The organism is Pseudomonas sp. IT-P74, assembly GCF_949768175.1.
In the GTDB taxonomy this organism is placed as follows: Bacteria; Pseudomonadota; Gammaproteobacteria; order Pseudomonadales; family Pseudomonadaceae; genus Aquipseudomonas.
The window spans coordinates 289,451-315,696 of the sequence record NZ_CATKQD010000066.1 but is presented as its reverse complement, the minus strand read 5'-3'; the positions used below and the strand labels follow the sequence as shown (position 1 = coordinate 315,696).

At 60.6% G+C, this 26,246-nt stretch carries 21 protein-coding genes and 1 pseudogene; 19 read left to right on the top strand and 3 right to left on the bottom strand.

The features are described from left to right. The first annotated feature begins 70 nt into the window (after positions 1–70). From ACM6J5_RS23825 to ACM6J5_RS23800, 6 genes are all read left to right on the top strand, one after another. Positions 71–589, top strand: a complete 519-nt coding sequence (locus tag ACM6J5_RS23825) for an RNA polymerase sigma factor (protein WP_414929450.1) — start codon at positions 71–73, stop codon at positions 587–589. A gap of 121 nt (positions 590–710) precedes the next feature. Next, the gene (locus tag ACM6J5_RS23820; RefSeq protein ID WP_414929449.1) at positions 711–1,676 is read left to right on the top strand and encodes a FecR family protein; all 966 of its coding nucleotides are present in this window, start codon (positions 711–713) and stop codon (positions 1,674–1,676) included. Between the two features lie 122 nt (positions 1,677–1,798). Next, positions 1,799–4,366, top strand: a complete 2,568-nt coding sequence (locus ACM6J5_RS23815) for a TonB-dependent receptor (RefSeq protein ID WP_414929448.1) — start codon at positions 1,799–1,801, stop codon at positions 4,364–4,366. A gap of 114 nt (positions 4,367–4,480) precedes the next feature. Then, positions 4,481–5,083 (top strand): biliverdin-producing heme oxygenase, encoded by a 603-nt coding sequence (locus ACM6J5_RS23810; protein ID WP_095942755.1) that lies wholly within the window; start codon positions 4,481–4,483, stop codon positions 5,081–5,083. A 159-nt stretch (positions 5,084–5,242) separates the two neighbouring features. Further along, on the top strand, positions 5,243–5,632 hold the full coding sequence (locus ACM6J5_RS23805; RefSeq protein ID WP_150673646.1) for a YbaN family protein: 390 nt from the start codon (positions 5,243–5,245) through the stop codon (positions 5,630–5,632). A gap of 146 nt (positions 5,633–5,778) precedes the next feature. Next, on the top strand, positions 5,779–6,510 hold the full coding sequence (locus ACM6J5_RS23800) for a hypothetical protein (protein ID WP_414929447.1): 732 nt from the start codon (positions 5,779–5,781) through the stop codon (positions 6,508–6,510). Between the two features lie 338 nt (positions 6,511–6,848). Here ACM6J5_RS23800 and ACM6J5_RS23795 read toward each other — a convergent pair whose 3' ends face one another. After that, a complete protein-coding gene (locus tag ACM6J5_RS23795; RefSeq protein ID WP_414929446.1) occupies positions 6,849–7,070 on the bottom strand; it encodes a hypothetical protein in 222 nt (73 codons plus the stop codon). Between the two features lie 377 nt (positions 7,071–7,447). Between ACM6J5_RS23795 and ACM6J5_RS23790 the strand changes: the two are divergent. The 3 genes and pseudogenes from ACM6J5_RS23790 to ACM6J5_RS23780 all read left to right on the top strand — a co-directional run. Then, positions 7,448–8,680, top strand: a pseudogene (locus ACM6J5_RS23790) (chemotaxis protein); the annotation flags it as partial. A 150-nt stretch (positions 8,681–8,830) separates the two neighbouring features. Then, positions 8,831–9,586: a methyl-accepting chemotaxis protein gene (locus tag ACM6J5_RS23785; RefSeq protein WP_414929478.1), complete on the top strand. Its 756-nt coding sequence runs from the start codon at positions 8,831–8,833 to the stop codon at positions 9,584–9,586. A 171-nt stretch (positions 9,587–9,757) separates the two neighbouring features. After that, on the top strand, positions 9,758–11,107 hold the full coding sequence (locus tag ACM6J5_RS23780; RefSeq protein ID WP_414929445.1) for a CoA transferase: 1,350 nt from the start codon (positions 9,758–9,760) through the stop codon (positions 11,105–11,107). A 127-nt stretch (positions 11,108–11,234) separates the two neighbouring features. Here ACM6J5_RS23780 and ACM6J5_RS23775 read toward each other — a convergent pair whose 3' ends face one another. Both ACM6J5_RS23775 and ACM6J5_RS23770 read right to left on the bottom strand, forming a co-directional pair. Beyond that, the gene (locus ACM6J5_RS23775) at positions 11,235–12,098 is read right to left on the bottom strand and encodes a DNA-3-methyladenine glycosylase family protein (protein WP_414929444.1); all 864 of its coding nucleotides are present in this window, start codon (positions 12,096–12,098) and stop codon (positions 11,235–11,237) included. Next, entirely contained in the window at positions 12,095–12,229 is a 135-nt protein-coding gene (locus tag ACM6J5_RS23770; protein WP_414929443.1) for a hypothetical protein, read from the bottom strand. The genes ACM6J5_RS23775 and ACM6J5_RS23770 overlap by 4 nt, the downstream gene beginning before the upstream one ends. 435 nt (positions 12,230–12,664) lie before the next feature. On the opposite strand from ACM6J5_RS23770, the gene arcD reads away from it, so the two are divergent. From arcD to gcvT, 10 genes are all read left to right on the top strand, one after another. After that, positions 12,665–14,092: an arginine-ornithine antiporter gene (gene arcD / locus ACM6J5_RS23765; RefSeq protein ID WP_414929442.1), complete on the top strand. Its 1,428-nt coding sequence runs from the start codon at positions 12,665–12,667 to the stop codon at positions 14,090–14,092. A gap of 52 nt (positions 14,093–14,144) precedes the next feature. After that, positions 14,145–15,401 carry an arginine deiminase gene (arcA, locus tag ACM6J5_RS23760; protein WP_095942763.1) on the top strand — a complete coding sequence of 419 codons (1,257 nt, stop codon included), beginning with the start codon at positions 14,145–14,147 and terminating at the stop codon, positions 15,399–15,401. A 24-nt stretch (positions 15,402–15,425) separates the two neighbouring features. Then, on the top strand, positions 15,426–16,436 hold the full coding sequence (locus tag ACM6J5_RS23755) for an ornithine carbamoyltransferase (RefSeq protein ID WP_095942764.1): 1,011 nt from the start codon (positions 15,426–15,428) through the stop codon (positions 16,434–16,436). A gap of 151 nt (positions 16,437–16,587) precedes the next feature. After that, positions 16,588–17,517 (top strand): carbamate kinase, encoded by a 930-nt coding sequence (gene arcC / locus ACM6J5_RS23750; protein WP_095942765.1) that lies wholly within the window; start codon positions 16,588–16,590, stop codon positions 17,515–17,517. Between the two features lie 63 nt (positions 17,518–17,580). After that, on the top strand, positions 17,581–17,943 hold the full coding sequence (locus tag ACM6J5_RS23745; RefSeq protein ID WP_095942766.1) for a DUF5064 family protein: 363 nt from the start codon (positions 17,581–17,583) through the stop codon (positions 17,941–17,943). A gap of 200 nt (positions 17,944–18,143) precedes the next feature. Further along, positions 18,144–19,652 carry a sigma-54-dependent transcriptional regulator gene (locus ACM6J5_RS23740; RefSeq protein ID WP_414929441.1) on the top strand — a complete coding sequence of 503 codons (1,509 nt, stop codon included), beginning with the start codon at positions 18,144–18,146 and terminating at the stop codon, positions 19,650–19,652. 430 nt (positions 19,653–20,082) lie between these two features. Next, a complete protein-coding gene (gene gcvH / locus ACM6J5_RS23735) occupies positions 20,083–20,466 on the top strand; it encodes a glycine cleavage system protein GcvH (protein ID WP_008047373.1) in 384 nt (127 codons plus the stop codon). An 11-nt stretch (positions 20,467–20,477) separates the two neighbouring features. Then, complete coding sequence (gene gcvP / locus ACM6J5_RS23730) at positions 20,478–23,330, top strand: aminomethyl-transferring glycine dehydrogenase (RefSeq protein ID WP_414929440.1); 2,853 nt, start codon at positions 20,478–20,480, stop codon at positions 23,328–23,330. 203 nt (positions 23,331–23,533) lie between these two features. Continuing rightward, positions 23,534–24,910, top strand: coding sequence for an L-serine ammonia-lyase (locus ACM6J5_RS23725; protein WP_150673655.1), 1,377 nt, complete (start codon positions 23,534–23,536; stop codon positions 24,908–24,910). A gap of 36 nt (positions 24,911–24,946) precedes the next feature. Beyond that, positions 24,947–26,071: a glycine cleavage system aminomethyltransferase GcvT gene (gcvT, locus tag ACM6J5_RS23720; protein ID WP_150673656.1), complete on the top strand. Its 1,125-nt coding sequence runs from the start codon at positions 24,947–24,949 to the stop codon at positions 26,069–26,071. The last annotated feature ends 175 nt before the right edge of the window (positions 26,072–26,246 follow it).

Here is a 26,246-nt window from a genome sequence, read left to right as displayed (position 1 = left end):
CAAATCAGCACTTGACCACTCGAGTAGATGATAAGCATTATCATCTACTCGAAATGGATCAGGTTCTCCCGTGAGTCAGTCGCGCTTCAACCACGTTTTCCTCGCCCAGCGCACCTCCCTGCTGCGCACGCTGGAACGGATGGTCAACAATCACAGCACTGCTGAAGACCTCTTGCAGGAAACCTACCTGCGGGTGACCCGTGCATTGAGCGAACGGGCCATCGATCATCTTGAACCCTTTGTCTTCCAGACGGCGCGCAACCTGGCGCTGGACCATTTGCGCGCGCGGCGCATCCATTCGCGCACCATGGTCGACGACGTTCCGCAGGAGGTGATGCACAGCATCGCCGCCCCCACCAGCAGCGCCGAAGACGCCGCCCACGCCGAACAATTGCTGGAGCGCCTGAACGTGAGCCTCGGTCAACTCAGCGCCCGCCAACAGCGGATTTTCATCCTCAGCCGCCTGCACGGGCACAGCTACCAGGAAATCGCCGAGGAGCTGAACGTGTCCCTCAGCACCGTGCAGAAAGAACTCAAACTGATCATGTCGATCTGCATCGGGGTTGCCGATCGCTTGAACGCCAACTGAGCGCCAAGGCCCTGCGCTTATCTGGACCGACTGCGCTGACCTTCGGGCTTTGCTACCCTTGGCGCACTTTTTACGCTTCACTAAAAAAACAGCCGTGCGCAGACACTGCCGAGGAAACACCGTGACGGACAACCACCGCTCTCCAGAGCCTTCATCGGCGCAGGATCCCGCAAGCGCGATGGACCAGGCCCTGGAGTGGCTGATCGTGCTCGGCAGTCCCGACGAGGAGCAGAGCCGCCAATTCCATGCATGGCTTGATGCCGATCCGTTGAATGCCCAGGCGTTCGCCAAGGCCCAGGCGATCTGGGACGGCCCGCAAGTGGCGCAATGCGCACAAAACCTGGCCGCCCGTCCGTCGAAAGTCACTGTCCTCGCCCGTTTGCGTCCGCACTGGAAACCATTGGCCACCGCCGCCGTGCTGATCCTCGGACTGTTCAGTTTCAGCAGTTTGCCAATGCGCCTGCAGGCCGATCACCTGACCGTCATCGGCGAGCGCCAGCGCCTGCAACTGGAGGACGGTTCCAGGGTTTTGCTCAATACCAATTCGGCGTTTTCCAGCACCATCAACGACCGACAACGTGTTGCCCGCCTGTATCAGGGCGAGGCGTTTTTCGAAGTGCAGGCCAATCGCGGCCAGGCACTGGAAATCGACGCCGGCCCGGTCACCGCCAGCGTTCGCGATACCGCGTTTGCCGTGCGCTACCTCGACGGCGTGGCGCAGGTGCGGGTACAGCGCGGGGATGTCGATTTGCGCGCCACCCGGGATGACACGCGGGTGCGCTTGTCCGCCGGGGAAAGCATTCGCATCGGCCCCAACGGCTTCGACCGCCCGGCCAAGCTGGATACCGCCACCGACCTGGCGTGGGTCCAGGGACGGCTGGTGTTCGAAAACTGCCCGTTGAACCAGGTGCTGGCAGAACTTCGCCGCTACTACCCGGGCTGGATCATCAACAACAACGAACAGTTGGCCGATGTCACCGTGACGGGTAACTACCGCCTCGATCAGCCACTGGACGTGGTCCGCTCCCTGGCTCACATCACCTCGGCAAGGCTCCAGGAATTCCCGGCGCTGGTCATCCTGAACTGAATGAGAATTATTTTTACTCGATAGCCAAACCCCGTACGTCTCGTTATAGCCAATGCAATTGATTCGCATCTCACCATGCCGATCAGCACCTATAAAGATTCGTGCGACACGGAGCGCTATCGATGTCCCCTCGCCTTACCCGCCAAGCCCCTACACCTTCCCGCGTGCTGTCGCTGCTGACCGCCGCCATCCTGATGGCCGGTACCGCACCGCTCATGGCCGCCACGGCCACCGAGCAGTCGACCCGCAAAATGGGCGACTACGCGTTCGCCATTCCCCAGCAATCATTGGTGTCGGCACTCAATGCCTTTACCGCCGTGACGGGCTGGCAGGTCGGCGTGTCGTCGGAGCTGGCGCAAGGTGTGGCCTCACCGGGAGTACGCGGCTCGCTGTCGCCGGAGAACGCCCTGGATCGCCTGTTGGTGGGGACCAACCTGGGCTATCGCAAACTGGGCAACAACAGCATCGTCCTGGAAAAACGCAGTGGTAGCAGTGCCCTCAATCTGGATCAGGTCACCATCAGCGCCACCCGTAACGAGCAGGATGTGAACAGCGTGCCGAGCACGGTCTCTGTCTACACTCGCGAAGATCTGGACCGCAACAACGTCAATACCATCAAGGAACTGGTGCGCTACGAACCCGGTGTTTCGGTGGGTGGTGCAGGCCAACGCGCCGGCATCACGGGCTACAACATTCGCGGCATCGATGGCGACCGCGTGCTGACCCAGGTCGATGGCGTGCAGGTGCCCGACGGTTTCTTCAACGGCCCGTATGCCCAGACCAACCGCAACTATGTCGACCCGGAAATCGTCAAGCGTGTGGAAATCCTCCGGGGCCCGGCATCGGTGCTGTATGGCAGCAGCGCCATTGGCGGCGCGGTCAGCTACTACACGCTGGACCCGGACGACATCATCAAGCCGGGCAAGGACGTCGGCGCGCGCCTGAAAACCGGCTACAGCTCCGCCGACGACAGCTGGCTGACTTCCGGCACCGTCGCCGGCCGCACCGGCGAGTTCGATGGCCTGTTGCATCTCAGTCAACGCAACGGTCATGAAACAGAGTCCTTTGGCGAAACCGGCGGCACTGGCCTGAACCGTACCGAAGCCAACCCGCAGGACGCGCGCACCACCAGCGTGCTGGCCAAACTGGGCTGGAATTACGCCGACGACGCGCGTTTTGGCCTGACCTACGAGCATTACAAGGACGACCGCGACACCAATCAATTGAGCGCGGTGGGCGGACCGTTCAACGCCGGACGCGGTTTTGGCTACTACAAGTCCCGTACCGGCAATGACACGATCACCCGCGAACGCTTTGGTCTGGAACACAGTTTCGGCCTGGACAGCGCACTGGCTGACAACATCAAGTGGACGCTGAACTATCAGATCGCCAAGACCGACCAGAGCACCGAAGAAATCTACGCGCCGCCGTCGCGGACCGTGCTGCGTAACCGCGATACGACTTACAAGGATCGCCAATGGGTGTTCGACGCCCAGGCTGACAAGTCGTTTGCCATCGCCGACACCGAACACCTCTTCACCTATGGCACCACCATCAAGCAGGACAAAGTTACCGGCCTGCGTACCGGTACTGGCACCTGCCTGACCGTGGCCGGCGCGTGCCGGGTCATCGGTGCCCCTAGCGCCAGCGACACACTGACACCCGCCAGTGATTTCCCGGACCCGACCATCAACAGCTACGCCCTGTTCGCCCAGGATCAGATCAGCTGGGGCAACTGGACCTTCCTGCCCGGTGCTCGCTACGACTACACCCAGCTCAAGCCGCACATCACCGACGAGTTCCTGGCCACCGCCGACCAGAGCGGCAACGGCGTGGTGAGCGACGAGACCAAGACCTGGCATCGCCTGTCGCCGAAGTTCGGCACCACCTACAGCTTCAACGATCACTACACCTGGTACGGCCAGTACGCCGAAGGCTTCCGCACCCCGACCGCCAAGGCGTTGTATGGTCGTTTCGAAAACATCGCCGGCGGCTATCGGGTAGCGCCTAATCCGGACCTCGAACCGGAAAAGAGCAAAAGCTACGAGACGGGCTTGCGTGGCAACTTCGAGCAGGGCTCGTTTGACGTAGCCGTGTTCTACAACAAGTACCGCGACTTCATCAACGAGAACGCCATCACTCCGGGCTACACCGAGACCACGTTCCAGAGCAACAACATCAAGCACGCCACCATCAAGGGTGCCGAGATCAAGGGCCGTCTGAACCTCGACGCCTTCGGTGCGCCGCAAGGCCTCTATACCCGGGGTTCGGTGGCCTATGCCTACGGTCGCAACGACGACAACGGCGAGCCGCTCAACAGCGTCAACCCGCTGACCGGCGTATTCGGCCTCGGCTACGACCAGGACACCTACGGCGGCTTGCTCAGCTGGACGCTGGCGAAGAAGAAGGACCGCGTCGACAGCACCAGTTTCAAAACCCCGGACGGTACCAGCACCCAGTTCAAGACCCCCGGTTTCGGCATTCTGGACCTGAGCGCGTTCTACAAAGTGACCGACGACGTGACTATCAGCGGCGGCGTCTACAACCTCACCGACAAGAAATACTGGCTGTGGGATGACGTGCGCGGCTACGACAGCGTCGGCGAAGCCTCGGTGACCCAACCGGCCAACCTCGACCGCCTGACCCAGCCGGGTCGCAACTTTGCGGTCAACCTGATCTGGGATATCTGATCCGCTCATCTCGCCGGGCGGTTTCATCACGCCGCCCGGCGAGGAATTTTTACTGTCAGGCGCCTTGCTGTTCGTCTCGTTACCAAGCGCCTCATCTTTCTCCAAGGAATCGCCATGACTACCCAGGCCACTGCACAACGCACCAACCTGCGTTCGCAACGTTTGAACCAGATCACCAACGAGCCACACAGCAAGCTCGATGCCCTGGTCAAGGCCCATGCTCCGTTTGAAACCCCGGCCAGTTTCGCCCGCTTCGTGGTGGCGCAGTACCTGTTCCAGTCGGAACTGGTGTCGCTGTATAACGATGCAGAACTGACCGCCATCGTCCCGGACCTGCCGGCCCGCTGCCGTGCCGATGCCGCCAGGGCCGACCTCGCGGACCTGGACACCGACGTGCCGGCACCTGTGGCCGGTGCACTGAAGCACCCGACCAAGGCCGAGGCCTTGGGCTGGATCTTCGTCTCCGAAGGTTCGAAGCTCGGCGCGGCGTTTCTGATCAAGCGTGCCGTGGGCCTTGGCCTGAGCGAAACCTTCGGCGCCCGCCACCTCGGCGAACCGGCCGGTGGCCGCGCTGAAGGCTGGAAGCGCTTCGTCAAGACCCTGGACGGTCTGGCATTCAGCGCCCAGGAAGAAGCCGAAGTGGAAAAAGGCGCCATCGACGCGTTCAACCGTTTTACGGTGTTGCTGGAGCAGGCTTACGCTACCGAAGCTGCCTGACACACCACTGCCCCTGTGGGAGCGAGCCTGCTCGCGATGACGGAATGACATTCAATAGAGATGTCGACTGTAAGACCGCTATCGCGAGCAGGCTCGCTCCTACAAAGGGCCGGGTCAATCTGCAGGATCTCCATTCAGCGTCACACGCCTCCCGAGCCCATGCCCGCATCAACAAAACTCTCCCGCCTCCTCTTCGGCCTGCTGGCCTACGTCAGCCTGGGCGTCGGCCTGATCGCCATCGTCATACCCGGCCTGCCAACCACCGAGTTCATCCTGCTGGCCGCCTGGGCCGCAACCCGAAGTTCGCCGCGCCTGAGTGCCTGGCTGGAAAACCACCGGCTGTTCGGCCCCATCCTCCATAACTGGCGCAACGGCAGGATCATCGCGCGCCGGGCAAAAATCAGCGCCAGTGTCAGCATGCTGTTATGCGCCGGTCTGATGCTGGTGATGCTCGATCACGGCTGGCCGATTTACCTGGCAATTGCCGGTATGGGGCTGGGCAACCTGTGGATCTGGTCGCGACCGGAATCACTGTCGCAATCGACCTGAAACCTCTTCAAACCGCCCTGTATCAGCCGGCAACGGCACACTTGAAAGTACCTACTTCCTGTTCGGATTTCTCCTACGTGTTTATCAGGTCATCCATTTCTGTGTCTGGCCGTTAAGCACCATGACGCCCACAACGAGAAGCTGACATGAATGTAAGTGCCGCTGCATCTTTTCAAGTTCCGTATCCGCAAACAGTGAAGGCGAACACGGAAAAAGCCCAATCCAAGAAAGTCGAAGGCTTTGTAGTAGATGAGAAAAGGGTGAATTTGACCATCGAGAAACTCCGGTCCCCTATAAAAACAGGTATCACTAGCGAAGATCTGGATGAGTTGGAAAAATTTTTGGAGGTATCCGGTACAGGCAGCAAGTATTCCGGCCTGCGTTATGAAATAAAGTGCCATAGAGACCTAATCCTTTGGGCTAAAGAGCTTCGCGCAGGAGATATGCTCCATGATATGGAAGGGATATACGCCAACTTCAAAAAAGACCTGCAAAGTAAATGGCCAGGCATGGCCAAAAACGTCATTGGTTTCACGATAGCCGTAGACGGTCGGTTGAAAGTCACTTCGCCCCCCAACACATTGACCCCCAAGGGAGAGGAAATACTGAATAGCCTGTTGAACAAGACCAAAGGCTTGCAAGCCTTGACTCTCAAGCACGCAATCGCCGTGATCGAACTGGTCCAGCTGGACAAGCCACAGTTCGAGGGCAAGGTGAAACTGGACTTGAGCAACTTCCATACGCTGATTGACTATGGATTATTGTTGAGCAAAGGCGCATTGGACCTGAGAAGCCCGGACTCTTGGCTGGACCAATTGCATAAAAAGTCCGACCAGGATCCGAGCGTGAAAAAGCAGGGACTGCACATCGAGGCCTGATCGTATGATTCGCTCGGCAAAGCGCTCATGCACACTCGCTTTGCCGGGAACATGACAGCCCTAATTACGCAACATCCTTTGATAGCATATCTGTGCGAATGAAACGTTCGGCACTCTGCGACCTCCCACCCCCGACGCGTCTTTGCCTTTAACCTGGATCAACCAATACCCCCGGTTGTATTCGACTTCCCACTTATTGCGATACTTGCCACTGCTGGTCCAGAAAGGGTCAGACTTCAATTGGCCGTGACACCCGTCCAACTGAATGGCGCCCGCAGCGTGACCAGTACCGTCTGTTACAAGATCGAACGAATCCTCATCCGCCCCCTTGTTCAATTTTAAAGTAGCGAATGCTTCACATCGGTTTCGTCAGCCAGGCTGTCCTCGAGCGTGTTCAGTTTGTCCGGCAGTACCGTTACCGCCGTTGTTACTTGAGAGGCGATGCCCGAAACAGCTGCCGAGCTCAGAAAAGACATTGCAGGTGTCACATCCGCCGCCAACAACATCCCCAAAAACAACAACGAGCGTAACCCGGCACTTTTACAACTTGTGTTCCACATGATGTGTTTTCTCACTACTTAAAATCAGATGCCAGAAGCCAAGACTTCCGGAAGAGTTCCACCGAAGTGGCATCTGCATTTAAACGTCCCGCCCACCATGAGAGGCGGTACATATATATGTTGGAGCACACACCCCCAGCCCGTCGCCTCAAAACTCGAGACGTGAACTCCTCTTGAATCCGCCCCGCGTTTTTCCTATTTTTAACCCCATTTTCGGCACATTTTCCTGCGCAAACGTTCAACCAATACCGTTCGTCGGGTTGCCCCTCATGTAACCTCAACGCCACGCCGATGTGCATTGATCGGCGCTAAATGGATTTAGCGAGTGAGCCGCAACGGCCCACAGCCAACACTTCATCCATTCGCGAGCTCGCCCTATGTTCGACTCACTGTCCATCCGCCTGAAAATCGTCCTGCTGTCCGGTCTGTGCCTGCTGGGCGTAGTCGCCTTGATAGTGGGCATGAACATCTACCAGACCAATCAGAACGATGACCTGGTCAGCGATTCCAGCAGCACAATGCTCACCACCAGTGTGCAGGACCTGCTCCAGGCCAAAGCCGCCGAGCAAGCGGTGCGGGTGCAGAAGACCTTCGGTGAAACCCTGACGGTGGTGACCGCCCTGGCCGACCAGATCAAGGACATGCGCACCCTGGCCGCCAAGCGCTCGCTGGAGCCCGGCGCTTTGCGTGAGGAATTGAACGAGAGCCTGAAAACCGCCTTCGAGCGCAACAGCAAAGTGCTGGGGATCTGGCTGGCCTTCGAACCCAACGGGCTGGACGGCAAGGACAGCGAATTCGCCAACGACGCCGCCCGCCAGTCCAACGAGATCGGTCGTTTCGCCACCTACTGGAGCCGCGCCGGCGGTGAGTCGTTGAACACAATCATGGTCGAAGAGGACATGACCAAAACCACCCTGAACCTCAGCGGCACGCCGTACAACGTCTGGTACACCTGCCCGCGGGACAGCAAGCGCATCTGCCTGCTCGACCCCTACGCCGATACGGTCGGCGGCAAGGAAGTGTTGATGACCACCATTTCCGTACCGCTGCTGGTCGAAGGCAAGTCCATCGGCGTGGTCGGTATCGACATCGCCCTCGACGCCCTCCAAGCGGCGGCGGTCGACTCCCAGCGCGACCTGTTCAACAGTGCCGGGCACATGCTGATCGTTTCCGGCACCGGCGTGCTGGCCGCCTACAGTGTCGATGCTGGCAAAGTCGGCAAGAACATCGGCGACACCCTGGGCGGCGATGGCAAGGACATCCTGCAATTGCTCGCCAATGGTGCGCCGAAGATTCTCCAGCAAGGCGACCTGATCCGCGCGGTGTACCCGGTCAGCCCGATTAGCGATGCCAAGGCCTGGGCCGTGGTGATCGACCTGCCCAAACAAGTGCTGCTGGCCGATTCGGTGAAGCTGCAAGCGGTGCTCGACGATGCCCAGCAAAGCGGCACACTCAAGGCGCTGTCGGTGGCGGTGATTGCCGGCCTGCTCGGGCTGTTGCTGATGTGGCTCACCGCGTCCGGCGTGACCCGCCCGATCAACAGCGTGGCCGACATGCTCAAGGCGATTGCCAGTGGCGACGGCGACCTGACCCAGCGCCTGCACTACAGCAAGAAGGACGAGCTGGGTGAACTGGTGGGCTGGTTCAACCGCTTCCTCGACAAGCTGCAACCGACCATCGCGCAGATCAAGCAAAGCATCACCGATGCCCGTGGCACCGCCGACCAGTCTTCGGAAATCGCCCGCCAGACCAGTGAAGGCATGCAGGTACAATTCCGCGAAATCGACCAGGTCGCCACCGCGTCCAACGAAATGAGCGCCACCGCCCATGATGTCGCCAACAGCGCCTCGAACGCGGCCAACGCGGCGAAAGGTGCCGACCAGTCGGCCCGCGACGGCATGTCGATCATCGAGCGCAGTACCCGCGACATCAATCAACTGGCCGAAGAAGTCAGCAAGGCCGTGACCGAAGTCGAAGCCCTCGCGGTCAACAGCGAGCAGATCGGCTCGGTGCTGGAGGTGATTCGCAGCATCGCCGAACAAACCAACCTGCTGGCGCTCAACGCCGCCATCGAAGCTGCCCGTGCCGGTGAAAGCGGTCGTGGCTTTGCGGTGGTTGCCGATGAAGTGCGCAACCTGGCCAAGCGTACCCAGGATTCGGTGGAAGAGATTCGTCTGGTGATCGAACGCATCCAGAGCGGCACCCGCGGCGTGGTCGCTACCATGCATTCGAGCCAGACCCAGGCCCACAGCAACGCCGGGCAGATCCAGCAGGCAGTCCAGGCCTTGGGCAAGATCAGCGACGCGGTCACCGTGATCAGCGACATGAACCTGCAAATCGCCAGCGCCGCCGAACAGCAAAGCGCCGTCGCCGAAGAGGTCAACCGCAACGTCTCGGCGATCCGCACCGTCACCGAAACCCTGACCGGCCAGGCCACGGAATCGGCGCAGATCAGCAGCCAGCTCAATTCCCTGACCACCCACCAGATGAGGTTGATGGATCAGTTCCGCGTTTAAATAATCACCACATCCCCCTGTAGGAGCGAGCCTGCTCGCGATAGCTGACTGACATTCAATGCAGATGTCGACTGATCCACCGCTATCGCGAGCAGGCTCGCTCCCACAAGGTTTCACATGATCCAGCCATGTTTGAACTAAGATCTGGCTCTCACTCCGGAGGGCCCTTCGATGACTGATCTGCTCACGTCCATTCAAGCCGCACTCGGTTTGCCTCATACCCCGATTCCATTCACGTCCAGCGGCGCCCTGCCCTCGGCGTTTGCCGTCACGGATCTGGCCTGCGCCAGCATTGCCGCCGCAGGCCAGGCCGCCAGCGAACTGCTGCACCAGCAAACCGGGCGCCTGCCCGACCTTGAAGTTGACCGGCGCCTCTCATCATTCTGGTTCGCAACCTCGATTCGCACGCTTGGCTGGAGCGTTCCGCCGCTGTGGGACCCGATAGCCGGTGACTACGCCACCCGCGATGGCTGGATTCGCCTGCACACCAACGCGCCCCACCACCGCGCCGCCGCCGAAAGCGTGCTCGGCGCCTGTACGGACCGCTCAGCGATGGCCGGCAAAGTGGCCCGATGGGCGAACAACGAACTGGAGCAGGCGGTGGTCGATGCCGGTGGTTGCGCCGCCGAAATGCGCACCTGGGAACAATGGCAGGTCCATCCTCAAGGCCAGGCAGTGAATGCCGAACCCTTGATTCTGTTCGCCAACCACCCAAGCCAGAGCCGCAAACCGTGGACAGGTTCAGTTGCTCGACCGTTGGCCGATATCAAGGTGCTGGATTTGACCCGAGTACTGGCAGGCCCCATTGCCAGTCGCTTTCTGGCAGGCCTCGGTGCCGATGTCTTGCGCATTGATCCGCCGACCTGGAACGAGCCCGGGGTGGTGCCGGAAGTCACCTTGGGAAAACGCTGCGCGCGTCTTGATCTGAACGACAGGTCCGACCGCGCCGTATTCGAATGCCTGCTCAAGGACGCCGACATTCTGCTCCACGGCTATCGCGCCGATGCACTGGAGCGACTTGGCCTGGGCATGAATGAGCGTCGGCAACTGAACCCCGGCCTGATCGACGTTTGCCTCAACGCCTATGGCTGGAGCGGCCCCTGGCAAAACCGGCGGGGCTTCGACAGCCTGGTGCAGATGAGCAGTGGCATCGCCGAAGCGGGCAGGCGCTGGAAACAGGCGGACAAGCCGACGCCATTGCCGGTACAGGCCCTCGATCACGCCACCGGGTATTTGATGGCGGCCAGTGCGATCCGGTTGTTGGCACAGCGGTTGAACGACGGTACGGGGAGCTCGGCCCGGTTGTCGTTGGCGCGTACGGCGAGGTTGTTGATCGAACAGGGTGCCGGCCCGAATGAATCGTTGCGTGGCGAAGATCAACACGATCAGGGGCTCCAGATTGAGCAAACGCCCTGGGGGCCGGCGCATCGATTGCAGCCGCCCCTGAAGATCATCGGAACGCCGCTGCAGTGGGCATTGCCCGCGACTGAGCTGGGTTCACATCCCGCGCAGTGGTGGTGACTTTCAGATGGCTGTCGCGAACAGGCTCCCCACAGGTAACCGGGTTCTCCCGGACGACCGCGATCAAATGTAGGAGCGAGCCTGCTCGCGATAGCGCCAGCAGAGACAACACTAAACTCGCTCCCGATCAATCAGGGCGACTCAACGAAGTCCACAACACCTGCGCCGCATACCCCCGATAAGGCCGCCAGGTTTCGGCTCGCGTTAAAAGCTGCCGCGCCGTCACCGGCCCACCTTCCAGCGCCGTCAACGCATTGATCAGCCCGACATCACCATTGGGAAACCCATCCATCTCCCGCAACTGGCGCAAGGCAATGTATTGCGCCGTCCAGTCACCAATCCCGTGCAACGCCAGCAACCGCGCTACGCCCCCCTCCCGGCCGGGCTCAAACAATCGTGGATCATCGAGCAGTGCCTGAGCCACCCCCGACAAGGTCCGGCCTCGGCTTTTCGGCATGCCCAGCGCTGCCAGATCTGCGCCTGCCAAAACGCTGGCCCGGGGAAACACATGGGTCAAACCCGGTAGCTCTGAACTCAACGGCACACCGTACTGCGCCACCAGTTTCCCCGCCAATCTGATCGCCGCCGCCACCGTGATCTGCTGCCCCAGTATCGCGCGGATCGCCAATTCCAGCCCATCCCAGGCCCCCGGCACACGCAGCCCGGGGCGCTCGGCAATCAACCGGGCCATTAGCGGATCAACCGCTAAATGCCGATGGATCGTGGCGAGGTCGGCATCCAGATCAAACATCTGCCGCACGCTTGCGACGATTTCGGGCACGGCGTTCGAGTCGGGAAAATCCAGCGTCAGCTCCAGGGCATCAGACGTAGCAGGTCGGATAGAAAAGCTGCCGTGCTTACCCTTCAGTTCGATGCCGCGCGAGTAAACGCCGCCGGCAACCGTCTCCAATCCTGCAATCGCCCGCGCCGACAAAAAACCCAGCATCGCCGGCCAGTCATAGGGTGGCTGATACGCCAGCAACACCTTCACAGGCTCGACAACCCGCTGTACAAGCCATAGGCCGCCAGCCCCGCATGGCCCAGAGCGATGCGAGCAATCATCGGGCCCACCACCAACGCGCTCAATGCGCTCAAGCGAAGCTTGTTCAGTGATTGCGACATCGTTGCATCTCCATTTTTCGGGCGGCAACTGCCGCGAGACCGTCACATAGCGGATGTTAATTAAATTGATGAAGAGTAATGACGTTTATTGAATAACGCCAACAACCGTCTTTTAACTTGCACAAAACGGCTAAATGGTCGTCGATATAACCATTTGCTTTATACGTTTTATTAATACATCAATTTTGTACAAAACCCGTTAAGAGCATTTTCAGATCCTGAACAACCAACTAACGTCATAATTCGAAACAAATGCAAAAAAGTTCTTAAATAACCTGCAAAAGCCTCTAGAACAAGCATTACAGACAGCCACCCTGCAAACAATGGCACTCTGCCAACAAACTGTCGCACTCTCATTTAGTGATCCAAGTCAGCTGATTGTATAGCCAACGGAATTAGTCTGTTGCCTCTCTTCTCCTGCATTGGAGTCATGCAATGTCTGAAGCACCCGGAAAATTGAAACTCGGCGCGCTGATTGCGTTAGTCGTAGGTTCGATGATTGGTGGCGGGATCTTTTCCTTGCCACAAAACATGGCCGCCAGCGCGGATGTCGGCGCCATTCTGATCGGTTGGGCGATTACCGCGGTCGGCATGCTCACCCTGGCATTCGTGTTCCAGACCCTGGCCAACCGCAAACCCGATCTTGATGGCGGTGTCTACGCCTACGCCAAGGCCGGTTTCGGCGACTACATGGGCTTCTCGTCCGCCTGGGGGTACTGGATCAGTGCCTGGCTGGGGAACGTCGGGTACTTCGTACTGTTGTTCAGCACCCTCGGCTACTTCTTTCCGCTATTTGGGGAGGGCAATACCCCTGCTGCCGTGATCGGCGCCTCGGTGCTGCTCTGGGCCGTACATTTCCTCGTGCTGCGAGGAATCAAGGAAGCAGCGTTCATCAACCTGGTGACCACCGTCGCCAAGATCGTGCCGCTGCTGCTGTTCATGTTGATCGCGTTGTTCGCTTTCAAACTGGACATCTTCACCGCCGACATCTGGGGCTTGAAGAACCCGGACCTTGGCAGCGTGATGGATCAAGTGCGCAAAATGATGCTGGTCACCGTGTGGGTGTTCATCGGCATCGAAGGCGCGAGCATCTTTTCGGCCCGGGCGGAAAAACGCAGCGACGTGGGTAAAGCCACCGTGATCGGCTTTGTCACCGTGCTGCTGTTTTTGGTCCTGGTGAATGTGCTGTCGCTGGGGATCATGACCCAGCCGGAACTGGCCAAACTGCAGAACCCGTCCATGGCCGCCGTGCTGGAACACGTGGTCGGTCACTGGGGCGCGGTGCTGATCAGCGTTGGTCTGATCATCTCATTGCTGGGGGCGCTGCTTTCGTGGGTGCTGCTGTGCGCGGAGATCATGTTCGCTGCCGCCAAGGACCACACCATGCCGGCGTTTTTGCGCAAGGAAAACGCCAACCATGTACCGGTCAACGCCCTGTGGCTGACCAACGCCATGGTGCAGATCTTCCTGATCATCACGCTGTTCTCGGCCAGTACTTACCTGTCGCTGATCTACCTCGCCACCTCGATGATCCTGGTGCCCTACCTGTGGTCGGCGGCCTACGCACTGCTGTTGGCGGTTCGCGGCGAAACCTACGAAGGCGCGCTGGCCGCACGCAAGAAAGACCTGCTTATCGGCGCCGTGGCCCTGATATATGCGATCTGGCTGATTTACGCCGGCGGCATGAAATACCTGCTGCTCTCGGCCCTGCTCTACGCCCCCGGCGTGATTCTGTTCGCCAAAGCCAAGCTGGAAATCAACAAACCGGTTTTTACCAACGTCGAGAAGCTGATTTTCGCTGCGGTGGTCGTCGGCGCCGTGGTGGCGGCCTACGGTCTCTACGACGGTTTCCTGACCCTTTAGCCCCCTGTTTCCAGGATCACTACCCTTTTTTGTCATCTGGAGGATCACTGCAATGACCACGGAAAAAGTTAAGTACGGCGTCCATTCCGAAGCCGGCAAACTGCGCAAAGTCATGGTTTGCTCCCCAGGCCTGGCCCATCAGCGGCTGACCCCGAACAACTGCGATGAACTGCTGTTCGATGACGTGCTGTGGGTGGCCCAGGCCAAGCGCGACCACTTCGACTTCGTCACCAAGATGCGCGAACGCAACATCGATGTGCTGGAAATGCACAACCTGCTGACCGACATCGTCGCCATTCCCGAAGCCCTGGACTGGATTCTGGAACGCAAGATCACCGCCAACTCGGTGGGCCTGGGCCTGATCAACGAAACGGCCTCTTGGCTGCGCAGCCTGGAGCCACGCAAGATCGCCGAGTTCCTGATCGGTGGCGTGTCGGGCGATGATTTGCCGACCAGTTTCGGCGGCAAAGCCATCGAGATGTTCCGCGACTTCCTCGGCAACTCCAGCTTCATCCTGCCGCCGCTGCCCAACACCCAATTCACCCGCGATACCACCTGCTGGATTTACGGTGGCGTCACCCTCAACCCGATGTACTGGCCGGCACGCCGTCAGGAAACCCTGCTGACCACCGCCATCTACAAGTTCCACCCCGAATTCACCAACGCCGACTTCCAGATCTGGTACGGCGACCCGGACAAAGAACATGGCAACTCCACCCTTGAGGGCGGTGATGTGATGCCGATCGGCAACGGCGTGGTGTTGATCGGCATGGGCGAACGCTCGTCGCGCCAGGCCATTGCGCAACTGGCGGTGAACCTGTTCAAAAACAAGGCGGTCGAGAAAGTCATCGTCGCCGGCCTGCCGAAATCCCGCGCGGCGATGCACCTGGACACCGTGTTCAGCTTCTGTGATCGCGACCTCGTCACGATCTTCCCGGAAGTGGTGAACAAGATTGTCGCCTTCACCCTGCGTCCCGATGAAAGCAAGGCGGGCGGCATCGACATCCGCCGCGAAGAAACCAGCTTCCTCGATACCGTCGCCCAGGCCCTCAACCTCAAGGCCCTGCGCGTGGTGGAAACCGGCGGCAACAGCTTCGCCGCCGAACGCGAGCAATGGGATGACGGCAACAACGTAGTGGCCCTGGAGCCCGGCGTGGTCATCGGCTACGACCGCAATACCTACACCAACACCCTGCTGCGCAAGGCCGGTGTGGAAGTGATCACCATCAGCGCCGGCGAACTCGGCCGGGGACGGGGCGGCGGCCATTGCATGACCTGCCCGATCATCCGCGACCCGATTGACTACTAACCTGTTCACCTTAGGAGATCCAAAATGGCGTTCAATATCCATAACCGCAATCTGCTGAGCCTGGAACACCACACCCCTCGCGAATTGCGCTACCTGCTCGACCTGTCCCGCGACCTCAAGCGGGCCAAGTACACCGGCACCGAACAGCAGCATCTCAAGGGCAACAACATCGCACTGATCTTCGAAAAAACCTCGACCCGCACCCGCTGCGCGTTCGAAGTCGCAGCCTATGACCAGGGCGCCAACGTCACCTACATCGACCCGAACTCCTCGCAGATCGGCCACAAGGAAAGCATGAAGGACACCGCCCGCGTACTCGGGCGCATGTACGACGCCATCGAGTACCGTGGCTTCAAGCAGGAAATCGTCGAGGAACTGGCCAAGTTCGCCGGCGTGCCGGTGTTCAACGGCCTGACCGACGAATATCACCCGACGCAAATGATCGCCGACGTGCTGACCATGCGTGAACACGCCGACAAGCCCATCCACGAGATCAGCTACGCCTACCTGGGCGACGCGCGCAACAACATGGGTAACTCCCTGCTGTTGATCGGCGCCAAGCTCGGCATGGACGTGCGCATCTGCGCGCCCAAAGCCCTGTGGCCGGCGGACGACCTGGTGGGCCGCTGCAAGCAATACGCAGAAGAAAGCGGCGCGCGCATCACCCTCACTGAAGACCCGAAAGCGGCGGTCAAGGGCGTGGACTTCATCCACACCGATGTCTGGGTATCGATGGGCGAGCCGGTCGAAGCCTGGGCCGAGCGCATCCAGCAACTGCTGCCGTATCAGGTCAACGCCGAACTGATGAAAGCCACCGGCAACCCGCGCACCAAATTCATGCACTGCCTGCCGGCGTTCCACAACTGCGACACCAAGATCGGCAAGCAGATTGCCGAGCAGTACCCGCACCTGAGCAACGGCATCGAAGTGACCGATGACGTGTTCGAGTCGCCGGCCTGCATCGCCTTCGAGCAAGCGGAAAACCGCATGCATACGATCAAGGCGATTCTGGTGTCGACGCTGGCTGACCTTTAAGACCGGCACCGGTCAATGTAGGAGCGAGCCTGCTCGCGATAGCGGTCTGACATTCAATATTAATGTCGACTGATGCTGCGCAATCGCGAGCAGGCTCACTCCTACAATTGACCGAGTCGTTTGCCTTTCCTCTGTTTAGAAGGACTGCACCATGCGTATTGTCGTAGCTCTTGGCGGTAATGCCCTGCTCCGCCGGGGCGAACCCATGACCGCTGACAACCAGCGCGCCAACATCCGAATCGCAACCGAACAGATCGCCAGGATCCATCCCGGCAACCAACTGGTCATCGCCCACGGCAATGGCCCTCAGGTCGGCCTGCTGTCATTGCAGGCGGCGGCCTACACCTCGGTTTCGCCCTATCCGCTGGACGTGCTCGGCGCCGAGACCGAAGGCATGATTGGCTACATCATCGAACAGGAACTGGGCAACCTGCTGGACTTCGAAGTGCCCTTCGCGACCTTGCTGACCCAGGTCGAAGTCGATGCCAATGACCCGGCCTTCAAGAACCCTACCAAACCCATCGGCCCGGTCTACAGCAAGGCCGATGCGGAAAAACTCGCCGCCGAAAAAGGCTGGGCCATTGCCCCGGACGGCGACAAATACCGCCGCGTGGTCGCCAGCCCGAAACCCAAGCGCATCTTCGAAATCCGTCCGATCAAATGGCTGCTGGAAAAAAGCAGCATCGTGATCTGCGCCGGCGGCGGCGGCATTCCGACCATGTATACCTCGCCCGGCAAACTCGAGGGCGTCGAAGCGGTCATCGACAAGGACCTGTGCTCGGCGCTGCTGGCCGAACAGCTTGAAGCCGATCTGCTGGTAATCGCCACCGACGTCAACGCCGCGTTCATCGACTTTGGCAAACCCACGCAGAAAGCCATCGCCCAGGCCCACCCCGACGAAATTGAGAAACTCGGCTTCGCCGCCGGCTCCATGGGACCGAAGGTGCAGGCAGCCTGCGAATTCGCACGCCATACTGGAAAAGTCGCAGTGATCGGCTCGCTCGCGGACATCGAAGCGATCGTCCAGGGCAAGGCCGGTACGCGCATCAGCACGGCGACACCGGGCATCAGCTATCAGTAAACGAAACATCGGGGCAGGCCTGAGGCCTGTCCTGATTCGAGATCTTTTGAAGGAGAGTCAACAATGGCAACGTTCGAGCCGGGTCACCTGCACATCGAGCGACACGCGCTGAACAAGGACGACGTCAGCTATAACATCCATATCGACTATGAAGTCAGCCAGGACCCCAAGGAAGGCAAAGGGATGCTGTTCAAGATGCACGGCAGCATTCAGAACAAGGACATGAGCGAGTCGTTCTTCCTGCCCAAGGACATGGCCTACAACTTCGCCAGCAACGTCACCAAGATTGCCGAAAAGCATGGCATCCCGAAAACCCATAGCAACATCGGTTCGATCCACAAGCACTACGACGCGATGTTCGAGGACGTGCGGGTGCAGTTGAACATGAAATCGGGCGACCCGGTCAAACCCGAGCACCTGGAATAACCTACCGAGCCTGTAGGAGCGAGCCTGCTCGCGAAGACGTAGTGTCAGACAATATTTTTAGTGACTGACACACTGCCATCGCGAGCAGGCTCGCTCCCACAGGGGGGCATCACCCCATTGAAGGTCGCGCAAAATTTCACCATTAGCCCGCCCCAAGGCATACTTGCCACCCTCCGCACTGCAGACCCCAAGACCGCCCCATGCGTATCCACGTCAGCTTCATCGACCGCGTCGGCATCACCCAGGAAGTCCTGGCCCTGCTCGGCGGGCGCAATCTGAACCTGGATGCGGTGGAAATGGTCCCGCCCAATGTCTATATCGACGCCCCGACCCTGAGCCCGCAAGTGCTCGAGGAACTGCGCGATGCCCTGTTCAGCGTGCGTGGCGTGCAAGCGGTGACGGTGGTCGACATCCTGCCCGGCCAGCGCCGGCACTTGCAGCTCGACGCCTTGCTGGCCGCCATGACCGACCCGGTGCTGGCACTGGACAGCGACGGCAAGGTGCTGCTGGCCAACCCGGCCCTGATCGCCCTGTACGGCCGCGAACCGGACGGTGAAAGCGTGGGCGACCTGTTTGCCGACCCGGCCTTGCTCGACGCCCTGCTCGAACACGGCTTTCGCCTGCCGCTTCGGGAAATCACCGTCAACGGCCAGACCCTGTTGCTCGACGCCACGCCGATTACCGACGCCGGCGCCCTGCTGACCCTGTACCAACCGAACCGCATCGGCGAACGCCTCTCCGCGCTGCACCATGACCACGCCGAAGGTTTCGATGCCCTGCTCGGCGAGTCCCCGGTGATCCGCACCCTCAAGGCGCGCGCCCAGCGGGTGGCGGCCCTCGATGCACCGCTGCTGATCCAGGGCGAAACCGGCACCGGCAAGGAACTGGTGGCCCGCGCCTGCCACGCCATCAGTGCCCGGCACAATTCACCCTTTCTGGCGTTGAACTGCGCGGCATTGCCGGAGAACCTCGCCGAAAGCGAACTGTTCGGCTATGCCCCTGGCGCTTTCACCGGCGCACAACGGGGCGGTAAGCCGGGGCTGATGGAACTGGCCAACCAGGGCACGGTGTTTCTCGATGAAATCGGCGAGATGTCACCGTACTTGCAGGCCAAATTGCTGCGTTTCCTCAACGACGGCAGTTTTCGCCGGGTCGGCGGTGACCGTGAGGTCAAGGTCAACGTACGGATCCTCAGCGCGACCCACCGCGACCTGGAAAAAATGGTCAGCGAAGGCCTGTTCCGCGAAGACCTGTTCTATCGCCTCAACGTCCTCAATGTCGAGGTGCCGCCGCTACGCGAGCGCGGCCAGGACATCCTGCTGCTGGCCCGCTACTTCATGCAGCAGGCCTGCGCGCAGATCCAGCGACCGATCTGTCGCCTGGCGCCGGGCACTTACCCGGCGCTGCTGGGCAACCGCTGGCCGGGCAACGTGCGGCAATTGCAGAACGTGATCTTCCGCGCCGCGGCAATTTGCGAAAGCAGCCTGGTGGACATCGGCGACCTCGACATCGCCGGCACCTCGGTGGCTCGCCAGGGCGACCATGACGTCGACAGCCTGGAACAGGCCATGGACGAGTTCGAGAAAACCCTGCTGGAAAAACTCTACGCCAGCTACCCCTCGACCCGGCAACTGGCGACGCGTCTGCAAACCTCCCACACGGCGATTGCCCATCGGTTGCGCAAGTACGGAATTCCGAGCAAGGCCTGACACAACACAAAACCTGTGGGAGCCAGCCTGCTGGCGATGGGGTCATATCAGTCAACATCTTTATTGCCTGCCACACCGCAATCGCCAGCAGGCTGGCTCCCACAGGTTTTGTGTTCGCCCCGCAAATCCCACTCTAAATACGACCTCCATCTGTACTGAAAGCGCTACAGCGGAACGATATCGCTACACCCCTCTCCGATCACGGCTGTACAAGGCTTTGATCCACCTCGGCTTTTATCATTGACATGTGCCGTATCGATTTCGCTACAACGATTGATTTTCAGACTTTGCAGAAACCACCTAACTCATTGATAAATAACAATAAAAACAACATTGGCCGCGTTCTTGCTATGTACTCCCCCATAACCCGGGCATCGCCCAAGCATTCAATCGCGTCCACCAGACGAGTCTGGCCCCCTTAGGAGTTTCCATGAGCGAGTTGCGTTTTACTGAAGATCACGAATGGCTGCGCACCGAAGCTGACGGCAGCGTCACGGTCGGCATCACCGCTTTCGCACAGAACGCCCTGGGCGACGTGGTTTTCGTTCAACTGCCTGAGCTGCAGTCCTACGACAAAGGCGCCGAAGCCGCCACCGTGGAATCGGTAAAGGCTGCCAGTGGCGTGTACATGCCGCTGGACGGCGAAGTGCTGGAAGTGAACCCGGCGCTGGACAGCAGCCCTGAACTGGTCAACGAAGATCCGCTGGGCGAAGGCTGGTTCTTCCGCTTCCAGCCAAGCGACGCCTCGGCAGTCGCCCAACTGCTGGATCAGGACGCCTACGACCGCCTGATCAAAGCCCAAGCCGAAGCCTGAGGAGCGCTGACATGACCCAAGTGAATCTGACCACAGCCAACGAATTCATCGCCCGTCACATCGGCCCGCGCGCCGGTGACGAGCAAGCCATGCTCAACAGCCTCGGTTTCGACTCCCTGGAAGCCCTGAGCGCCAGCGTGATTCCCGACAGCATCAAGGGCACCAGCGTCCTCGGCCTGGAAGATGGTTTGAGCGAAGCCGATGCCCTGGCCCTGATCAAGTCCATCGCGACTAAGAACCAGCTGTTCAAGACTTTCATCGGCCAGGGTTACTACGGCACCCACACGCCGTCGCCGATCCTGCGCAACCTGCTGGAAAACCCGGCCTGGTACACCGCCTACACCCCGTACCAGCCAGAAATCTCCCAGGGCCGTCTCGAAGCGCTGCTGAACTTCCAGACCCTGATCAGCGACCTCACCGGCCTGCCGATCGCCAACGCCTCGCTGCTCGACGAAGCCACCGCCGCTGCCGAAGCCATGACCTTCTGCAAACGCCTGAGCAAGAACAAAGGCAGCCACGCCTTCTTCGCCTCCGTGCATTGTCACCCGCAGACCCTCGACGTACTGCGCACCCGTGCCGAGCCTTTGGGCATCGACGTGGTGGTTGGCGACGAGCGCGAGCTGAGCGACGTGACGCCATTCTTCGGCGCCCTGCTGCAATACCCGGCGAGCAACGGTGACGTGTTCGATTACCGCGAACTGACCGAACGCTTCCACTCCGCCAACGCCCTCGTTGCCGTGGCTGCCGACCTGCTGGCCCTGACCGTGCTGACCGCGCCGGGTGAATTCGGTGCCGACGTGGCCATCGGCAGTGCACAACGCTTCGGCGTACCGCTGGGCTTCGGTGGCCCGCACGCGGCGTACTTCTCCACCAAGGACGCGTTCAAGCGTGACATGCCGGGCCGCCTGGTCGGTGTTTCCGTAGACCGTTTCGGCAACCCGGCCCTGCGCCTGGCCATGCAGACCCGCGAGCAACACATCCGTCGCGAGAAAGCCACCAGCAACATCTGCACCGCGCAAGTACTGCTGGCCAACATCGCCAGCATGTACGCCGTGTACCACGGTCCGAAAGGCCTGACGCAGATCGCCAATCGTGTGCATCACCTGACCGCAATCCTGGCCAAAGGCCTGAGTGCACTGGGCCTGAGCGTCGAGCAAGCGAGCTTCTTCGACACCCTGACCGTGAAGACCGGCGCGCAAACCGCTGCCCTGCACGACAAGGCACACGCCCAGCGCATCAACCTGCGCGTGGTCGATGGCGAGCGCCTGGGCCTGTCCCTGGACGAAACCACCACTCAGGCTGACGTTGAAGCCCTGTGGATACTGCTGTCCGACGGCAAGGCCCTGCCGGATTTCACCGCCCTCGCCGCTTCGGTGCAGAGCGCCATCCCGGCCACGCTGGTACGTCAGTCGCCGATCCTCAGCCACCCGGTGTTCAACCGCTACCACTCGGAAACCGAGCTGATGCGCTACCTGCGCAAACTGGCGGACAAGGACCTGGCGCTGGACCGCACCATGATCCCGCTGGGTTCGTGCACCATGAAGCTCAACGCCGCCAGCGAAATGATCCCGGTGACCTGGGCCGAGTTCGGCGCCCTGCACCCGTTCGCCCCGGCCGAGCAAAGCGTCGGCTACCAGCAACTGACCGACGAGCTGGAAGCGATGCTTTGCGCCGCTACCGGTTATGACTCGGTATCTTTGCAACCGAACGCCGGTTCCCAGGGTGAATACGCAGGTCTGCTGGCGATCCGTGCCTACCACCAGAGCCGTGGCGAAGACCGTCGCGACATCTGCCTGATCCCGTCGTCGGCCCACGGCACCAACCCGGCCACCGCCAACATGGCCGGCATGCGCGTGGTCGTCACCGCCTGCGATGCCCGTGGCAACGTCGACATCGAAGACCTGCGCGCCAAAGCCATCGAGCACCGCGAACACCTCGCCGCGCTGATGATTACCTACCCGTCGACCCACGGCGTGTTCGAAGAAGGCATCCGCGAAATCTGTGGCATCGTTCATGACAACGGCGGTCAGGTGTACATCGACGGCGCCAACATGAACGCCATGGTCGGCCTTTGCGCCCCGGGCAAGTTCGGCGGCGACGTTTCGCACCTGAACCTGCACAAGACCTTCTGCATTCCTCACGGCGGTGGCGGCCCGGGCGTCGGCCCGATCGGTGTGAAATCGCACCTGGCGCCATTCCTGCCGGGCCACGCCCAGATGGAGCGCAAGGAAGGCGCCGTTTGCGCGGCACCGTTCGGCAGCGCGAGCATTCTGCCGATCACCTGGATGTACATTCGTATGATGGGTGGCGCGGGCCTCAAGCGTGCTTCGCAGCTGGCGATCCTCAATGCCAACTACATCTCCCGTCGCCTCGAAGAACACTATCCAGTGCTGTACACCGGCAGCAACGGCCTGGTGGCGCACGAGTGCATCCTTGATCTGCGCCCACTGAAAGACAGCAGCGGCATCAGCGTCGATGACGTCGCCAAGCGCCTGATCGACTTCGGCTTCCATGCGCCGACCATGTCGTTCCCGGTGGCCGGCACGCTGATGATCGAGCCGACCGAAAGCGAGTCCAAGGAAGAACTGGACCGCTTCTGCGACGCCATGATCCGCATCCGCGAAGAAATCCGCGCAGTGGAAAACGGCACGCTGGACAAGGACGACAACCCGCTGAAAAACGCGCCGCACACCGCCAAGGAACTGGTGGGCGAGTGGTCGCACCCGTACAGCCGTGAGCAAGCGGTGTACCCGGTTGCGTCGCTGATCGAAGGCAAGTACTGGCCGCCGGTCGGTCGCGTCGACAACGTGTTCGGCGACCGCAACCTGGTCTGCGCCTGCCCGTCGATCGAAAGCTACGCTTAAACGAATGAGGGGGCGGAATCATCCGCCCCCAATTTCCAGAACACCACAGCCCCCTGTGGGAGCGAGCCTGCTCGCGATGACGGACTGACAGCCACCATCGTTGTCGACTGAACGACCGCTATCGCGAGCAGGCTCGCTCCCACAGGGAACTGAGCCAAGCCTCAGATCCCGCCATACCCATAACAAGAAACCGGAGAACCACCATGTCGTTAAGCGTGTTCGACCTGTTCAAGATTGGCATCGGCCCCTCCAGCTCCCACACCGTCGGCCCGATGCGCGCCGCTGCGCGTTTCGTCGAAGGTTTGCGCCGTGAAGGGCTGCTGACGGCCACCACCTGCGTCAAGGTCGAGTTGTACGGCTCGCTCGGCGCCACCGGTAAAGGCCACGGCAGCGACAAGGCTGTGTTGCTGGGCCTGGAAGGCGAACACCCGGACACCGTGGATACCGAAACCGTCGCTGAGCGTCTGCAAGACATTCGCGGCAACGGCCGCTTGAACCTGCTCGGCGAACACAGCATTGCGTTCAACGAGAAAGAACACCTGGCGATGATTCGCAAACCGCTGCCCTATCACCCCAACGGCATGATTTTCCGCGCCTTCGACGCAGCGGGCCTGCAGATCCGCAGCCGCGAGTACTACTCGGTCGGCGGCGGTTTCGTGGTCGATGAGGACGCCGCCGGCGCCGACCGCATCGTCGAAGACGCCACGCCCCTGACCTTTCCGTTCAAAAGCGCCAAGGATCTTCTCGGTCATTGCGTCAAATACGGGCTGTCGATCAGCCAGGTGATGCTGACCAATGAAAGCGCCTGGCGCCCGGAAGCGGAAACCCGCGCCGGCCTGCTGAAAATCTGGCAAGTGATGCAGGACTGCGTCGCCGCCGGATGCCGTAACGAAGGCATCCTGCCCGGCGGGCTGAAGGTCAAGCGCCGGGCCGCCGCGCTGCATCGGCAATTGTGCAAAAACCCGGAATCGTCCTTGCGCGACCCACTGTCTGTGCTGGACTGGGTCAACCTCTACGCGCTGGCGGTCAACGAGGAGAACGCCAACGGCGGGCGCGTCGTAACGGCGCCCACCAATGGTGCGGCGGGGATCATTCCAGCGGTGCTGCACTACTACATGCGCTTTATCCCGGGTTCCAATGACGACGGCGTGGTGCGATTCCTGCTGACCGCCGCGGCCATCGGCATTCTGTACAAGGAAAACGCCTCCATCTCCGGCGCCGAAGTCGGCTGCCAGGGCGAAGTCGGTGTCGCCTGCTCGATGGCCGCCGGCGCCTTGTGCGAAGTACTGGGCGGCACTGTGCAACAAGTGGAGAACGCCGCGGAAATCGGCATGGAACACAACCTCGGACTGACCTGCGACCCGATTGGCGGGCTGGTGCAAGTGCCTTGCATCGAGCGCAACGCCATGGGTTCGGTCAAGGCCATCAATGCCGTGCGCATGGCCATGCGCGGCGACGGACAACACTTCGTCTCTCTCGACAAGGTCATCCGCACCATGCGCCAGACTGGCGCCGACATGAAAAGCAAATACAAGGAAACCGCCCGTGGCGGTTTGGCGGTCAACATTATCGAGTGCTGATGCGCGCTCATCTGCACCCTTCTTCAGGAGCTGAATATGTCCACCGAACAACTGTTGAAAACCCCGTTGCACGCACTGCACATCGAACTCGGCGCACGCATGGTGCCCTTCGCCGGCTACGACATGCCCGTGCAATACCCGCTGGGCGTGATGAAAGAACACCAGCACACCCGCGATCAGGCCGGGTTGTTCGACGTCTCGCACATGGGCCAGATCCGCCTGACCGGCGCCAATGCCGCCAAGGCCCTGGAAACCCTGGTGCCGGTGGACATCATCGACCTGCCGGTGGGCATGCAGCGTTACGCCATGTTCACTAACGAGACCGGCGGCATCCTCGACGACCTGATGGTCGCCAACCTGGGTAACGACGAACTGTTCCTGGTGGTCAACGCCGCCTGCAAGGATCAGGACCTGGCCCACCTTCGCAAGCACATCGGCGACCAGTGCAGCATCGAGCCGCTGTTCGAAGAGCGTGCCCTGCTCGCCCTGCAAGGCCCGGCGGCAGTCAATGTACTGGCGCGTCTGGCGCCTACAGTTGCAAAGATGACCTTCATGCAGTTCGCCCGCGTGAAGCTGCTGGGCGTGGACTGCTTTGCCAGCCGTTCGGGTTACACCGGCGAAGACGGTTTCGAAATTTCCGTACCGGCCGCCAATGCCGAAGCCCTGGCTCGCGCCCTGCTGGCCGAACCGGAAGTGGCCGCCATCGGTCTTGGCGCCCGCGACTCCCTGCGCCTGGAAGCCGGCCTGTGCCTGTACGGCCACGACATGAACACCGACACCACCCCGATCGAAGCAAGCCTGCTGTGGGCGATCTCCAAGCCACGTCGCGCCGATGGTGCACGGGCTGGCGGCTTCCCTGGCGCCGAAACCGTATTCGCCCAGCAACAGGCAGGCGTGAACCGCAAACGTGTAGGTCTGCTGCCGCAGGAACGTACACCCGTGCGTGAAGGCGCCGAGATCGTCAACGAAGCCGGCGACATCATCGGTAGCGTCTGCAGCGGCGGTTTCGGACCGACCCTGGGCGGTCCGCTGGCCATGGGTTATGTCGACAGCGCCTACATCGCACTGGACACCCCCGTTTGGGCGATCGTTCGTGGGAAAAAGGTGCCTTTGCTTGTAAGCAAAATGCCATTTGTTCCACAACGCTACTATCGTGGCTGATTGACTGTTCCTATAAGTAACGCGGTTGCGTTAACGGTGCACTAATGTGTAACGCAACCGCCATATAACAGTGCATCGTTTGGCTATAAGCTTCGATTATGAACTTTGCTTATAACGATCGAAAACAATTGAACAACACTAGGGAATAAGCCCCCGCTAATGGACTGACTTTGCC